This is a genomic window from Streptomyces sp. NPDC030799, from assembly GCF_055572255.1.
In genome coordinates this window covers 259-13,914 of record NZ_JBVIDS010000017.1, presented here as the reverse complement: position 1 = coordinate 13,914, position 13,656 = coordinate 259, and the positions used below count along the sequence as shown (strand labels likewise).

Sequence of the window (13,656 nt, the reverse complement as noted above, 5' to 3'; positions counted from 1 at the left end):
CGGCGGTGGGACCTGTGTTACCTCGACCCGACAGGCGCTCCACCCAGTAGAGCTGCCGATGGCCGTGGGTGTCGAGGCTGTCGCTGACCTTCTGGGCTTCGTCCCGGGTGGCGTACCTGCCGACCCAGTAGCGGTTTCCGTTATCGTCCTGGCGGATCACTAACCAGGGGACGACTGCTTCGCTGCCCTCGTTGCCGGTGCCGTGCATCTCAGCCTCAACTCCCCAGGCCATCGGCAGGGCGGAGGCGTGCAGAGGTAGCGCCCCCCTTGTCGGCGGCAGCGAGAGCGACGCGGGCGGACTCGGCACCACTTGAGGTGAAGCGGTAGTAGTACGGGAGATCGGGCGGGGGTTGGGCAAGCCGGTGCTGATGCATCCGGAGGGTGCCCATGGTCATCCAGTGCTCGGATTCGTTGTCGAAGCCGATCGAGTCGTCCTCCTTGCGGAGCCACTGGTCAGGTGACTGCTGCTGAGGGCTGGAGTTCGTGGAGAGTGCCGTCGCGGAGCAGCGCCCGGTTCAGCCTCCGAGGCGGTGTGCAAGGTGGAGCAGGTCTGTCAGGTTCAGCACTCGTCCGTCGAAGCCTGGGAGGGGGACATGGAGCGGCTGGGTCCAGCGGGCGGGGATTGCATCCAGCCCGTAATACGCCCCCGCGAGGCCGCCGGTCACTGCGGCGACGGTGTCCGTGTCACCGCCCAGGTCGATTGCCGCGCGAATCGCGTCTTCGAAGCTGGTGGTAGTGCGTACGGCCCAGACGGCGGAGCCCAGGCAGGGCCAGACCGCACCGTTGAACTCGGTTGCCTGATCAGGGTGCCAGTCGGGCGCGAGGACGGTGGCGTAGCGGCCGCGGTGGTCGGGGTGGACAAGAGCCAGGGTGTCCGGGATCGCGGTGAGGGGGTCGGTGTCCTCGAACGTGACGCGGATGAGTTCGTGGAAGATCGCGGTGCCTTCCCAGGCCGCGCGGTCCCCGTGAGTGAGGGCAGCGATGCGGCGGGCCGCGTCCATGGTGGCTTCTTGGCCGGCGGCCGCGAAGTACACCGCGGAGGTCGATGCCCGCATCAACGAGCCGTTTCCCGCTGCTCGCTGGTTGACCTGGAAATGGATCGCGGCGGCGAGGTCCCAGGGCATGCCGTTGGTCAGGACGTCTTCGGTTTGCAAGCCGATGTCCTTCGGGTCTGATGCTGCCCACCGCTGGAAGCGGGCGAAAATGTCCGGCAGATCCAGTCCACCCCGCTCCAGCAGCGACTCCGCGACCAGGACGGCCATCTGCGTGTCGTCAGTGGCCTCGCCGGGGTCCCAGCCGCCGCCTCCGCACATCTCGCCACCAGCACCAGGCGCGGGAAACCGCGCGGAGAACGCTCCTTGGAGACCGAACTCGAAGGGGCCACCCAGAGCGTCCCCCACCGCCGAGCCGACGACCGCGCCAGCAGCCCGCTGAATCCGCTTCATTCGCGCAGGTTATCTGGGTTGCGCCGACGGCCGGACGGCCCTATTTCCTTCTTCGGCTCGCCGAACCAGATCGCCGCCCGCACAAGCGACGTGTCGGAACCCAGAGCTCTGAAGGGGCCGACGACCGATCCTCGGTTGTCGGCCTCATCTCGTAGTTCAGAGAAGGCGCCGACTACGACCACCCGGGCCCGCGGCCAGACCGGCACTACGCCGAGCTGGTCGGCGGGCCACTGGACGGCCTGCTGCTCGACATCACCGGCTGGACGCAGACGGAAGTCGACACCGGCGTCTCCCTCCAGACCGAGCTGGGACAGTTCGGCCCCGACGGGCGGGCGCTGTACGACCCGCGCCCCGGCGACCCGACCCGCTGGGACTGGGGCGGTGACACTCCCTGACCGCCCCTGCCGACTCGCCCCGCCATTCCGTAAAGGACACGCTGGGAGGGTGACCAGCGCACCGATCATCGTGCACTGGCTCTGTTCACGAGAATTCTCGTAAACAAGGCGAGGACGTCGTCTCCGGCTTCGGCGTCAGACGGGGATGGCTTTCGCGCCCGCCGCGCGGTTGGAAGGTCAGAGCCGGGCTCCGGCTTTGATCCACAGGCCGCAGCCTGCGTTGTGCAGGATTTTGGGGATGCGGCGCGTCGGCTGGGCGGTGGCTGTGAGAGTCAAGCGGTACAGGCGGACGTATTCGTTTTCGAAGCCCCAGGCGGATGCGTCCAGGAAGCGGTCGTAGGCCTTGACCGTTTTCTCGCCGACCAGCGCGACCGCCGCTGAGCGCTGACGTTGCAGACGCGTGTGCCATTCCGTGCACGTGCGCTGATAGTGGTGCCCATCAGAGCGCAGTGCTTCCACGTTGAACAAGCGTTCCGCGGCTTCCGTGATCTCCGACAGGAACGGCATGTTCGACTGCGGGAACAGGTGAGCGATATGACTCCCGTCGCTCAATAGCCTTCTGTCCATCGGGAGACTGGGGCCCCAAGCCATGAACTGCAGGGCCAGACGGCCGCCTGGGGTCAGCCAGGTGTGGCACTGGCGCAGGAAGTGGCGGTATGCGCGTACCTTTGCCCAACGCGGCAGTCCTGGTCTGACGAAGTGTTCGATGGCTCCTGCGCTGATGATCGCGTCGTAGGACTGGGCAGGTGCGTGGGTCTGCCAGCTCTCCTGGCGGACCTCGATCTGCGGGTGGTGGGGCGATCGTGCCCTGGCGACTTGTGCGGGGCTGGGCGTGAGGCCGACGGCATGTTGAACTCCGTGATGCTCGACGAGACGGCGTAGGACGCTTCCCCAACCGCAACCGACGTCCAGCACCCGGGTACGTCCGGCGGCCCGGGATTGCGCGATGAGATAGTCGATCTTCCGTTGCTGAGCGGTTTCCAATGAGTCGCCGTCTTCCCACAGAGCGCAGCTGTAGGTGAGTGTCGGGCCGAGCCAAAGCTCGAAGAACCGGTCGGGCAGGTCGTAGTGGTGCCGCAGTGCCGCTGCGGTAGCTCCTGCGTTCCTGATGGGCATGTGCGCCTTCCTTGGTGTGCCGAGGGTTGTCACGGAGCGGAGGAGTCTCAGGAGGGGGGCTGGGGCTGGCGCTGTGCTGTGGAGCCCCGGACGACCTTGTGGCCAGTGAGGCCGAAGGAGTGGAAGCAGTTGTCGCGGCGGATGGGGCTGTGGGTGCGAGAGTGGAAGGAGAGGAGACCCACGGCCGCGCTGCTGGCGAACCATCCGCCCTGAACAAGGAGGTAGGCGGGCAGTGGGGTCGTGGAAAAGCTGGCGCCCGTGGCGGCCTGCATCGCGCCGTAGGACGGCAGATAGCGCACGATGCTGCCGTCGGGATTGACGCTCCAGAGCGGATTTTGCAGGGCGAGGTCGATGATGCTGGTCATCACGATGGCGAACATCCCCTCGACCTCTCGCCGCAGGAGCGAGCCGAAGGCGACGCCCAGGGCGCCGTAGGTGATGCCGGCCCCGAAGAGAGCAGCGGCGAGCAGGGCGGGTTGCTCGGGGGTCCAAAAGGCGCAGGTGGCAACGGTCGCATAGGCGGCCACCACAGCAGAGGCCAGCACCAGGGAGGTCAGTTTGGCAAGGACGAGGTGGGTTCGGGGATAGCCGGCCAGGGCCAGGCGGCGGTCGAAGGGACCGCCGTTGAAGGAGACCGCGAACATCATGAAGCCGATGATCAAGGTCACGGCGTTGAGAGCCCCCGTGATGCCGCTCAGCTGATTGCCGTGCGGAGTGAGCAGCTGCCCGGTTGCATGAAGCCGGAACCGCGTCAGGGTCTCGGGGATGCACCAGAACGCCAGCGTGGCCCAGAGGGGGATGAATACGGCGATGAGGACCATGGCCAAGCGGTTGCGCAGGTGCTCGATCAGGGCGTAGTGGGCTGCGGTGAGAAAGAGGGTGCGGTGGCGGCGCAGGCTCAGGGGAGTGCTCATGCGGTGTTCTCCCTGGCCCGGTCGGCCAAAAGCCCGTCCTCCAGGCGCCAGAGCACGTCGAGACGTTCGGCGTCGTAGGCGAGGTGGGAGACGACCAGGATCCCGCGGCCGGCTTCGCGTAGCCGGGCGGTCAGATCCCAGAACCGCTGGTAGGTATCCCAGTCGAAACCCTGGTAGGGCTCGTCGAGAAGGAGAGTCTGTGGGTCGTGCATCAGCGCCAGGGTGAGGTTCACCTTCTGCCGGGTTCCGCCGCTGAGGACACCGGCCCGTTCGTCGGAGTACTCGCTGAACTGGAGGGCCTCCATGAGTTCTTCGGCTCGTCGCAGGTCGCTGAGGCCGTAGGCGACTTTGAAGTAGTTCAGATGCTGACGGACCGTGAGTGCGTCATTGAGGACAGCGGCCTGCGGGCAGTATCCGAACCCTCCGTCGTGGTGGACCGTGCCGCGACCTGGAGACAGTTCACCCGCGAGAATCCTCAGCAGGGTCGACTTGCCCGCTCCGTTCTCCCCGACGATCCCGGCTACGGTTCCCGGGGGCAGCTCGAAGTTGATGCCGCGCAGGACGGTACGGCGGCCGTAGGCGTGGTACACGTTTCTCACTTCCAAGGCGCCCTCCCGTGCCGAAGCGATGCCAAAGCCACAACTGCTTCGGATAGCTGCAGGTCACTGCCCGTCAGTGAGGGGTTCGCGCCTGTCATTCATTGGGTGGGTTTACGCACGACGCCGCGACAGTGCCGGGCCCGGGGCTCATAGGTTGGCCGCGTGATCGACTTCCCCGCGGCCGTGCCCATCAACAGCCGGTATCCAGACGCGGACTTCTCGACCCGTTGACCCTGCTGGCGCTCCACGACCGGAGCTGTCTTCCCGAGCGCAGCGTCGCAGCCATCGGGCAGCAGCCCACCCCTGTGTGCGGACAAAGACGAGTGGCTGGGAGGAACCTGTGATGCTGGTACGGCGGTGGCTGGACGCGGCAGGTATCCACGATCCGGTCCTGCGGCAGTGCTACACGGTGTGCGTCCGGCAGCTCCACACCTGCGATGACGGGCGTGCCGGCTGGTGGGCGCTGCGGCCGGCTCCTGCGGCGCTGCGGCCGTATGCCGCGGCGCTGTTCGCTCACGGGTGTACGGTCGATGCGCACTGCGATACCGGGCCTGTCGAGGAGCGGCTGCGTCGCCTGGATGAGTACTGCCAGGCCAGTTTCGCGGCGCTCGAGTCAGGCAGTACAGACCCGGTCCTGCACGCGACGGCACACACCTACCGCACCTTCGGCCTGCCCAGGTCCCTGCTGGAACACGGTTTCGCCGTCATGCGCAGCGAGATCGGTATGGCCCAGCACGCCACCTATGAGGACTGGCAGCGATGGGCCACAGGCATCTCCGGTACTCCGGCCGTCGTGCTGATGTTGGTCTTGCATTCCGGCACTCTCGGTCCATGGGAGCCCTTGGTGCGTGAGCTCGGCGAGTTGTACCAGCTGACCGACGTGCTGTGCGATCTGGCCGATGACCTGGCGGAGGGGCGGCTGTGGCTGCCGGCGGAAGATTTCGATCGGTTCGGCGTACGTGTTCCGGACTTCCTGGCCAGACGCTGGACGCCTGCCACAGCCGCGCTCATCGCGTTCGAGGCCGATCGCGTCCAGCGCCGGCTCCCTGAGCTGGTCGCTGCCTTGGAGGACAGTCCGGCCGGTTCCTGGGCCCGCGCCATGAGCCGCCATTGCACGCTCCTCGTCGACCTCGTGCGCGCTGCGGGCGCCGAACTGCTGCACCATCCCGTGCGCCCGCCCATCTCTGCGCTGGTCGAGGTGTGGCAGAACCAGTGGCGTGCTGCCATCCCCTGCTAGACCCGAAAGGCCCTGCATGGCTGCCACCGCCTCCCCGTCGCCCCTCACGCTGATCCCGCTCATCGAAGCCGAACTCGCCCGTCTCGTGGGCAGTGGTGAAGATCTGCTGGAGCTGGCATGTCTGGATGCCCTGTTCCCCACCGGCAAGCTCCTGCGGCCCACGTTGTGCATCGAATCGGCACGGGCGGTCGGCGGCCGTACCGAGTCGGTGCTCTCCTTCGCAGCCGGAATCGAATGCCTGCACGTGGCCAGCCTCGTCCACGACGACATCGTCGACCAGGACCCGATGCGCCGCGGACGGGCCTCCACCGCTGAGCGCTTCGGCATCGCCGAGGCACTGCTGGCCGGAGACGGCCTGTACACAGCCGGATGGGTCGCCATGCTCCATGGCAGCCCCGCCGACCGCGTCCTTCAAGCGTCCCAGGCAGTCGCCGAAGCGATGCACGCCATGTGCCGCGCCAGTATGCACGAGACCACGATCCGTGAGGACCTCTCCTGCGGCCGATCAGCCGTGCTGAAGGTGATCCGCGGCAAGACCGCCGCCCTCACCGGCGCCGCCTGCCAGGCCGGCGCGATCCTGGCTGCGGCGACACCCGGACAAGCCGAAGCCTTGCGCCAGTACGGCGAACTCCTCGGCACGGCCTTCCAGATCCGAGACGACCTGCTGCCCTACACCGCCCACGAACGGATCACCGGCAAGCACGCCATCAGCGACGTCGCGAACCGGCAGCCGACCCTGCCCGTCCTGCTCGCCTACGAGTCCGCAGACGACCACGACCGCCGCCTGCTCACCCGGGTCTTTCACGGCGACACCGACCCCGCCAGAGCCCACCGCGACCTGCTCGACGTGCTCACGCGGACCGGCGCCATCGCCGAGGCAACACGGCAGGCACAAGACTGCGTCACCCAGGCACGCGCGGCCCTTGACGGCCTGCCGTCCACCGAGCGACTCGGCCAGCTCGCCGACTCCATCGTCGACCGCCACCAATAGCCTCCCTCATAGCCCGAGCGGTCTGCGGATCGAGGCCTGCGCTGCCGCGACAACGACCACCTCGTCCCGCCGGCCGAAGCGCAGATCGACTTCGCAGCCTCCACCTGGACGAACAGCGCGCGCTGATCGTTGCGCACTCCCCACACGCTCCCCGCCTCAGCCATCACAGACCAGCACGCCGCCCGTCTCAAGGGCCCCTTGAGAACAGGAAATGACGATGAGTTCCATCCGCACCGAGGAGACCGCTGACGTCATCGTGGTGGGAGCAGGCCCAGCCGGCTCCACCACGGCCTACTACCTGGCCCGAGCAGGCCTGGACGTGTTACTGCTGGAGAAGGCGCACTTCCCGCGGGACAAGGTCTGCGGTGACGCACTCACCCCGCGAGCCGTCAAAGAGCTCCTCGCCATGGGCGTCGACCTGCACGGACCCGGTTGGGTACGCAGCCGCGGGGTACGCGCCTGCGGCGCAGGTCTGCGGATCGAAATGGACTGGCCCGACACCATCGGGTACCCCAGCTTCGGGCTGGTGCGCACCCGGAAGGATTTCGACCCCCTCGTAGCCGAACGGGCGCAGGCGGCCGGCGCCCGCCTGCAGCAGGGCACCAAGGTCACCGACGTCCTGCTGGATGAGCGCACCGGCCACGCCCGGGGCGTCGTCGCCCGGCGCAACGGCGTGGAACACAGGTACGGGGCGCAACTGGTGGTTGCAGCAGATGGCGCCTCCAGCAGGGTGGCCGTGCGGATGGGACTACAGCAGCGAAAAGACCGCACCATGGGCGTCGCGGTGCGCCGCTACTACACCACCGACCGCACGAGCGACGACTACATCGAATGCTGGCTTGACCTGCGGGATCCCGCCTCGTCCGGTCGCCGTTCCATGCTGTACGGGTATGGATGGCTCTTCCCAGTGGGCAACAGCATGTGGAACGTCGGGATCGGCACGGTCTGCGTCAACCGGCGCCTCGACATCGACCACCGCGCACTGCTCCAGGACTGGACCAGCCGGCTGCCGAAAGAGCTGCAGATCGACGCAGATCACGCCACCACCGCCATCCGCGGCCACGCCCTGCCCGGCGGCATGAGCCGCACGCCGCAGTACACCCGCGGCGTACTCCTGGCCGGTGATGCCGCAGGCCTGATCAACCCGCTCAGCGGCGAAGGCATCGACTACGCCATGGAATCCGGCCGCTTCAGCGCCGAAGTCATCATCCAAGCTCTCGCCCGACCCACAGCCAGCCAGCGCGAACGCGCCCTGCACGCCTACCCGCACCTTCTCAAAGACGCCTTCGGCGGCTACTTCACCCTGGGCCGCCTGGTCGTCCAGGCCCTCGGCAGCCCCCACCTCATGAAGTTCACCACCACCCACAGCCTGCGCCACCCAGCGCTTGCCCACCTGATGTTCAAACTGTGGGGCAACCTCATCGACCCGCACAGCAAAGACGCCAGCGACCGCATCATCAGCGCCGTACTCAAAGCCACCCCGGCCCCGTGAACGCCTTCCGGGCCCTGCCTGGGGCAGTGCCCGTGCAGCGTGCCGGAGGCCCGTACGACCCAGCGAACATGCCGGCGCACAACTGCGCGGCCTCCTTACCCTGCACCAGCAGCCTGTTGCCGTGTGGGGACGGCGATCCGGGTCAGCTCAGTGCACGCTCGTGGAGACACGCTGGAATGCGAGTCTGGCTGCCCCAAAATCATCCTCGATGTCACGAAAGCGGTTCCGGAAAGGACGCGAGGCGCGTCCCTGTCCCTGAGACGCTTGCCACTGCACCGGTGCGCCCCTTTGGCACTCGTGTAGGTGATGGTCAGGGGCAAGGCCGCCAGGCCAAGTTGGATCTATGCCTCATGCCGCTGTTGTGGACGAGCATGTCACCCGCATTGGGCTGCGGCTCCACCGCCCCGAAGCTAAGACGTACGGGCAGCCGTCGCCCACTCTGCTTCGTCTCAGCGGCCCCAACCACCCAGCGTCGTCTCAGTAGCGTGCCCCCGACCAACGCTCCTTCGTGGGGAGATGCCTCCCTACTAAGGGCCCGCGATATTTCAAGGAAGACGCACATGTTTACCGGGTACAAAGGCGCCACCCCAGCAGCACTACAGCATCACTACGACCAATCCAACGAGTTCTTTGGACTCTGGCTTGACTCGGCGCTCACCTACAGCTGCGCCCTATGGGAAGACGGCGACTCACTGGAGACCGCCCAGCAACGGAAGATCGACTACCACGTTGCACAAGCCCAGGCTGCTGGAAGTACCCGAGTGCTGGACATCGGTTGCGGCTGGGGAAGCGCCCTGCGCCGCCTTGTCGAGCACCACGGCGTGCAGCATGCCGTCGGCCTCAACGTGTGCCCTGCACAGATCGCCTGGGCACGATCGCCTCACCACCCGCAGATCGAAGTCCGCCAGGAGAGCTGGCAGAAACACAGCCCTGACCACACCTACGACGCAATCATCTGCTTCGGAGTCCTCGAACACTTCGCCAGACCAAGCCGGCCCCGGACAGCGAAGGTGCGCGCCTACCGCCAATTCCTGCGCCGCTGCCACTCCTGGCTGAACCCCGGCGGCCGCCTGTCCCTACAGTTCGCCGCTTGGGGCCCCAGCGTGCCGATGGACAGAAGATTCTTCAGCGACGGCGGCTTCATTGCTCGGATGTTTCCCCAGACGAACCTCCCGTTCCTTTCGGAGGTCATGCACGCTTCGGAAGGCTTGTTCAATGTGGCGGCACTGCGTTCCGACGGGAGCCACTTCCAGCGCACATGCGAGGAATGGCACGCGCGCCTGCTCCGTCAACGGTCTGCGGCGGTCGCTCTGGTCGGCGAAGAAACGGTCCAGAACCACGAGCGCTACCTGGATATGGGCGTCCGCTTCTTCCAAGGCGAATACCTGCACCTGTACCGGCTCACCCTCACAGCCGCCAAACTACCGACGCGCCGCATGCCCACTGTCCTCATCAACGCAGGCTCGGGCCTTTCGGCCAAGGTCGGAGCCTGGCTCTGACTCGCGTCAAGCGAACGTACCGCCGAAGAGGCAGCGCGGCGGTGATCCAGCCCCCTGCACCGATTACCTCACGGTGATCCCGCCGCTGGCCGAGGCAGCTCGTAGTCGGAACACTACGGTCGTGCACCACACGGAGCCGGACACGAGGGCGGGCTGCACCGAAGACCGATGCGTCCCCCCGACGCCGTTAGGTCCAGCGCATGCCGATGGCGGAGAGCTGTTCTACTCGCTCTGGCGACAGCGTGGCGGCTCTGCTGCGTTGGTTGCCGATAAATGCACCAAGCCGGATCTGCCATTCCTCCTGGTCCTGGCCGCTACAGTCCTTTCCGTCGCCGACGACGATCGTCTCGACGTGCTTGCGCGGTACGCGTAGGTGTCCTTCGCGTTGGTAGTACTGCCGGGCGGCCGTGTAGTTGAGGGCCCATTTGTCGGCCTGGCTGCGTCGTGGCTTCGGTTTCTCGTCCTCGGTGGCGGGCTTGATCCCGAGGATGTGCTCCAGCATCCACTGCTGCACGGTGGTGAGCTTGTCCCAGCCGAGCCGCTGTGCCCCTACCCACCGTCCGAGGTCTTCGCCTTGGTGCACGACCATGCCCGGCGACGTGGGCAGCTGGCCGCCGGCCTGGAGATGCTGCCGGACGAGGTGGAAGCAGCGTTGCCATTCCACGGGCCAGGTGGGGCACCAGGCGGGGTCGATGTCCTCGAGCTGCTCGCGCCGCTCCTGTGACAGCGCGCCGGCCGCCGAGCCGACCGGCACACCTTGGGCACGCCGCTGCTCGATCTCCTGCGCCTTGCGGGCGGCGACCCTGGTGTTCTTCAGCCAGATGCCCACCTTGAAGCCCTGGTGGGTGGCGTCCAGCGGGGCGAGCAGGTGCCCGTTCGCCTCGGCCCAGCCTCGGGCGGCGGCGAGTCCTTCTTCCCATGCGACGTCGTAGTGTGACCACACCATGCCAAGCTTCTCCAGCTGCGCGATGCGGTCGGCGTCCATGTCGCCACGGGCGTAGAACCTCCTGGCGTCGGCGATCCACTGCCCAAGCGGGAAACCGGCGAGCGTGGCCGGCCACCCCTCGCCGTTCTTCGCCTCTTGCTCCTGGTTGTCGCTGCCCGCGGTGGGAACGCGGTAGGTGAAGGGCACGCGCAGGACGCCGTGGAGCCGGTTGTAGATGACTGCGGCTTCGATGCCGCGTCGCCAGTGGGCGTGTTCGGGGTTGAGCACGCGGAGGTTGATGAAGGCGGCCAGCTGCGTGGGGTCGCGGGGGATGGAGAACTTCAGTAGTTCCCGGGCGGGCACCGAGAGTCGGTCGCTTCGGTCGCTTCCTGCTCCCTCCTCTTCCGCCCTGCTGCGGCTCTGTACGCCTCTGGCACGGCTTGGCGCCTGGGGCTGCGCCAGAGCTTCCACGCCCCGGGTGTCGTGTGCCCTGAGCGCTTCCAGCAGCTTGGCCAGGCCGCCGAAGGCCCGCGAGGTCAGCATGCTGTCGACCGTCTCCCCGGGCCCGAGCAGGACCGGCACCACGAGGGAGGCGACCTTTCCCTCACCGGGCTGCATCCGCAGCGCCCGGCCCACCGCCTGGACCAGATCCGGCATGGAACCGCGCACGTCCGCCCAGTAGACGCTGTCACAGTTGCGGATGTCGACGCCCTCGCCGAGCACCCGCACCGATCCCAGGAAGCCCTTCTCCACGACCGTGCCGTCCGTGGCGATCCCGGCCGCGAACTCCCCGAGGACCCGCCGCCGATGGCCCGGCTTGTGCTCGCCGCACAGCCAGTTGGCCCAGATCGTCTTCGGGTACAGCTCGGGGTCGGCGGCGTGCAGCCGGCCGGCGACGTGGGGGAGGCCGGCCGCGAACGCCTCGGCTTCCTTGACGACGTGGTGGAAGACCAGCGTGCGCCGGAAGTTCTCCTCCGCCGACGCCTTGAGCAGCGCCGTCTGGAGCGGGGCGAGCCGGGCCCCGCGGACCTCGTCCGAGCGCGCTTCAGCGCCCAGGAGCTGGGCGGCCTGGAGGTGGGTGTCGGTGATGTCCAGGCACACGACCTGGTACGGCGCGCAGATCCCCCGGTCGATCGCCTCCGACAGCGTCAGCGTGTAGCAGCGGGCCCCGAACGGCCCCTGTGGGTCGTCTTCCATGCTCGCCACCAGCTCGCCCGGCACGCCCTGGTCGGCGTCGTCGTCCAACTGCCACAACCTCGGGGTGGCGGTCATGTACAGGCGGCGGAGGGCGGGGATGCGGGTGTTGTCGTGGACGACCGCCCACGGTTTCCCGATCCGCCCGGAAGTCCGGTGGGCTTCGTCCACGACGATCAGGTCCCATCCCGGCAGTCCCGCGGTATGGGCTCGCTCGAGTGTGCCGAGCCCGAGGGAGGCGTAGGTGGCGAACACGGTGACCTTGTCGAGCGGGCGGACCCAGGCGACCAGCTCGTCCACGTCCGTGGTGTTCGGGAAGGACGCCTCAGGCCCCCGGAGGGACGAGACTCCGATCATGGGCCCCGTACGCCCGCCCTCGCGCCAGGCGGCCTCGGTCTGCGCGAGCAGGTCCAGCGACGGCACGAGCACCAGCACTCGACCCGCCTGCAGCTCCCCCGCGCTGCGCACGGCGACGAGGGTCTTGCCCGAGCCGGTCGCCATGACCACCTGAGTCCGCAGCCCCCGCTCAGGCACAGTAGATCTTGCAGGCAATTCGAGTGCTCGGAGAACCGCGTCTACGGCTTCACGCTGATGAGGACGAAGTTCTTTCACAGTCATCCGATCCACTCTCCCCGGCGAGCTGGACAACAGCCCTCACGCACCTACACGCGCCCAACAGCCATGCGTGCCAGGGGCATTGATCCTCAGGCCCCCACCGCGACACCGGACTGCACACCTCCGATGCGGGACACAGACAGCTGTCTCCAGCGGATGACCCGCCCCCATAACGCTGCAGCCATCTCAGTCCAGAGTCTATCGCAGACAAAAAATGAAGCAGCTGCATCAGAGAATCGACTCGGAAGCCACGGGTACTCCGCAGTCATCGCTGCCCACCATCCGGAAGAGATCATGGAACAGAAGACCGAGAACCATCAAGGCAACCGGTTCTGCAAGGCCTGCGGCACGCCCGCCGAAGACGGGAAACTATGCAGCCGCTGCGGCGCCGTCCTGGACTTCCCAGACGGTGACGGGCTGATCGAAGACCAAGGAGCTGCAGTGCGACACGACTTCGAAGGACGAACCCAGCAGCACGAGCAGAGGTGACCGAAACAGCAGAAAAAGCCAGTCTGCTGAACAACGTGCACGGGGGTACACGGGCCGGCATGGCATCCACGACTGATCGCATCATGTCCCTGCGGGCCGTGCGGCAGCTACGCCGGGTCCGCACCTTCTACGCGGTGGGCGTCCTGGTGTGGACGGCATCGACCGCCTGGGCCGGCTGGCAGACCCCCGGAAGCCGGCAGATGTGGGTATCCGCCCTCCTCCTGGCCATCTTCACTGGCCTGCTGCTCACATCCTCCATATGGCTCCAGCGTCTCCAGCCCGCGGACTCGGCTGAACCCGCCCACCATGCCGCACCACGGCGGGCGCCCCGGGCACGCCATGCGCATGCCTGACGTACCGCTGGGAACGGCCCGAACCTCCCGGTGTCTGCGGGAGTGATAGCCGGGCATACGGGCTTCACCCCCCTTGTGGAAGGAGCTCGTCATGCTTGGCATAGTCGCGGCAGTGCTGTTCTTCTTTGCGTTTTTGATCAACGCGGCTGATATCAGTACCAACGATGCGTTCACTTCAACGAACGTCATGCTTCTGGGGCTGACGGCTCTGGCTTTGCATGTGGCCGGAGTCGGTGCCGGTTGGGCCCGCAGACGCTGACTCCTTGCCGGCGGCCTGCGGTGACAGCCCGTCACCGCCGGCCGCCGAACCACAAGGCCCACCAACCCCCTTTTTTCGCCCACCTGGCCCGCGTCAGCGGGCCCCACAGTCCCCGGGGTGCAGCCCGAAGGAA

Annotated in this window: 12 protein-coding genes and 2 pseudogenes; 8 read left to right on the top strand and 6 right to left on the bottom strand. The window is 67.3% G+C overall.

Annotated elements, in window-relative coordinates; translation table 11 throughout:
- Window positions 1-19: 19 nt before the first annotated feature.
- Together ACZ41I_RS34875 and ACZ41I_RS34870 are read right to left on the bottom strand one after the other, a co-directional pair.
- Window positions 20-208: pseudogene (locus tag ACZ41I_RS34875) on the bottom strand (SPOR domain-containing protein); the annotation flags it as partial.
- A gap of 307 nt (window positions 209-515) precedes the next feature.
- Window positions 516-1,445: an ADP-ribosylglycohydrolase family protein gene (locus ACZ41I_RS34870; RefSeq protein WP_468515926.1), complete on the bottom strand. Its 930-nt coding sequence runs from the start codon at window positions 1,443-1,445 to the stop codon at window positions 516-518.
- 164 nt (window positions 1,446-1,609) lie between these two features.
- On the opposite strand from ACZ41I_RS34870, the pseudogene ACZ41I_RS34865 reads away from it, so the two are divergent.
- Window positions 1,610-1,840, top strand: a pseudogene (locus ACZ41I_RS34865) (hypothetical protein); the annotation flags it as partial.
- 177 nt (window positions 1,841-2,017) lie between these two features.
- Here the strand turns inward: ACZ41I_RS34865 and ACZ41I_RS34860 are convergent.
- Genes ACZ41I_RS34860 through ACZ41I_RS34850 form a run of 3 tightly spaced genes read right to left on the bottom strand, consistent with a single transcriptional unit; the run spans window position 2,018 to window position 4,475 of the window.
- Window positions 2,018-2,956, bottom strand: a complete 939-nt coding sequence (locus ACZ41I_RS34860; protein ID WP_468515925.1) for a class I SAM-dependent methyltransferase — start codon at window positions 2,954-2,956, stop codon at window positions 2,018-2,020.
- Window positions 2,957-3,003: 47 nt separating this feature from the next.
- On the bottom strand, window positions 3,004-3,870 hold the full coding sequence (locus tag ACZ41I_RS34855; protein WP_468515924.1) for an ABC transporter permease: 867 nt from the start codon (window positions 3,868-3,870) through the stop codon (window positions 3,004-3,006).
- Window positions 3,867-4,475, bottom strand: coding sequence for an ABC transporter ATP-binding protein (locus ACZ41I_RS34850; RefSeq protein WP_468515923.1), 609 nt, complete (start codon window positions 4,473-4,475; stop codon window positions 3,867-3,869). Before ACZ41I_RS34850 ends, ACZ41I_RS34855 begins: the two co-directional genes overlap by 4 nt.
- A 337-nt stretch (window positions 4,476-4,812) precedes the next feature.
- Between ACZ41I_RS34850 and ACZ41I_RS34845 the strand changes: the two genes are divergently transcribed.
- From ACZ41I_RS34845 to ACZ41I_RS34830, 4 genes are all read left to right on the top strand, one after another.
- The gene (locus ACZ41I_RS34845) at window positions 4,813-5,706 is read left to right on the top strand and encodes a phytoene/squalene synthase family protein (protein ID WP_468515922.1); all 894 of its coding nucleotides are present in this window, start codon (window positions 4,813-4,815) and stop codon (window positions 5,704-5,706) included.
- Window positions 5,707-5,722: 16 nt separating this feature from the next.
- On the top strand, window positions 5,723-6,697 hold the full coding sequence (locus ACZ41I_RS34840) for a polyprenyl synthetase family protein (protein WP_468515921.1): 975 nt from the start codon (window positions 5,723-5,725) through the stop codon (window positions 6,695-6,697).
- A 217-nt stretch (window positions 6,698-6,914) separates the two neighbouring features.
- A complete protein-coding gene (locus ACZ41I_RS34835; RefSeq protein ID WP_468515920.1) occupies window positions 6,915-8,189 on the top strand; it encodes a geranylgeranyl reductase family protein in 1,275 nt (424 codons plus the stop codon).
- Between the two features lie 560 nt (window positions 8,190-8,749).
- Window positions 8,750-9,688, top strand: a complete 939-nt coding sequence (locus ACZ41I_RS34830) for a class I SAM-dependent methyltransferase (RefSeq protein ID WP_468515919.1) — start codon at window positions 8,750-8,752, stop codon at window positions 9,686-9,688.
- 187 nt (window positions 9,689-9,875) lie between these two features.
- On the opposite strand, the gene ACZ41I_RS34825 is transcribed toward ACZ41I_RS34830, so the two are convergent.
- Entirely contained in the window at window positions 9,876-12,425 is a 2,550-nt protein-coding gene (locus ACZ41I_RS34825) for a helicase associated domain-containing protein (RefSeq protein WP_468515918.1), read from the bottom strand.
- Window positions 12,426-12,716: 291 nt separating this feature from the next.
- On the opposite strand from ACZ41I_RS34825, the gene ACZ41I_RS34820 reads away from it, so the two are divergent.
- The 3 genes from ACZ41I_RS34820 to ACZ41I_RS34810 all read left to right on the top strand — a co-directional run bounded on the left by ACZ41I_RS34820 (window position 12,717) and on the right by ACZ41I_RS34810 (window position 13,523).
- Window positions 12,717-12,911 carry a double zinc ribbon domain-containing protein gene (locus ACZ41I_RS34820; protein WP_468515917.1) on the top strand — a complete coding sequence of 65 codons (195 nt, stop codon included), beginning with the start codon at window positions 12,717-12,719 and terminating at the stop codon, window positions 12,909-12,911.
- A gap of 59 nt (window positions 12,912-12,970) precedes the next feature.
- Complete coding sequence (locus ACZ41I_RS34815) at window positions 12,971-13,264, top strand: hypothetical protein (RefSeq protein ID WP_468515916.1); 294 nt, start codon at window positions 12,971-12,973, stop codon at window positions 13,262-13,264.
- 91 nt (window positions 13,265-13,355) lie between these two features.
- On the top strand, window positions 13,356-13,523 hold the full coding sequence (locus tag ACZ41I_RS34810) for a hypothetical protein (RefSeq protein WP_468515915.1): 168 nt from the start codon (window positions 13,356-13,358) through the stop codon (window positions 13,521-13,523).
- Window positions 13,524-13,656: the final 133 nt, after the last annotated feature.

Coding starts and splice junctions, on each gene's coding strand:
- ACZ41I_RS34870 (WP_468515926.1), bottom strand. CDS start 1,445: ATGAAGCGGATTCAGCGGGCTGCTGGCGCGGTCGTCGGCTCGGCGGTG.
- ACZ41I_RS34860 (WP_468515925.1), bottom strand. CDS start 2,956: ATGCCCATCAGGAACGCAGGAGCTACCGCAGCGGCACTGCGGCACCAC.
- ACZ41I_RS34855 (WP_468515924.1), bottom strand. CDS start 3,870: ATGAGCACTCCCCTGAGCCTGCGCCGCCACCGCACCCTCTTTCTCACC.
- ACZ41I_RS34845 (WP_468515922.1), top strand. CDS start 4,813: ATGCTGGTACGGCGGTGGCTGGACGCGGCAGGTATCCACGATCCGGTC.
- ACZ41I_RS34840 (WP_468515921.1), top strand. CDS start 5,723: ATGGCTGCCACCGCCTCCCCGTCGCCCCTCACGCTGATCCCGCTCATC.
- ACZ41I_RS34835 (WP_468515920.1), top strand. CDS start 6,915: ATGAGTTCCATCCGCACCGAGGAGACCGCTGACGTCATCGTGGTGGGA.
- ACZ41I_RS34830 (WP_468515919.1), top strand. CDS start 8,750: ATGTTTACCGGGTACAAAGGCGCCACCCCAGCAGCACTACAGCATCAC.
- ACZ41I_RS34825 (WP_468515918.1), bottom strand. CDS start 12,425: ATGACTGTGAAAGAACTTCGTCCTCATCAGCGTGAAGCCGTAGACGCG.
- ACZ41I_RS34820 (WP_468515917.1), top strand. CDS start 12,717: ATGGAACAGAAGACCGAGAACCATCAAGGCAACCGGTTCTGCAAGGCC.
- ACZ41I_RS34815 (WP_468515916.1), top strand. CDS start 12,971: ATGGCATCCACGACTGATCGCATCATGTCCCTGCGGGCCGTGCGGCAG.
- ACZ41I_RS34810 (WP_468515915.1), top strand. CDS start 13,356: ATGCTTGGCATAGTCGCGGCAGTGCTGTTCTTCTTTGCGTTTTTGATC.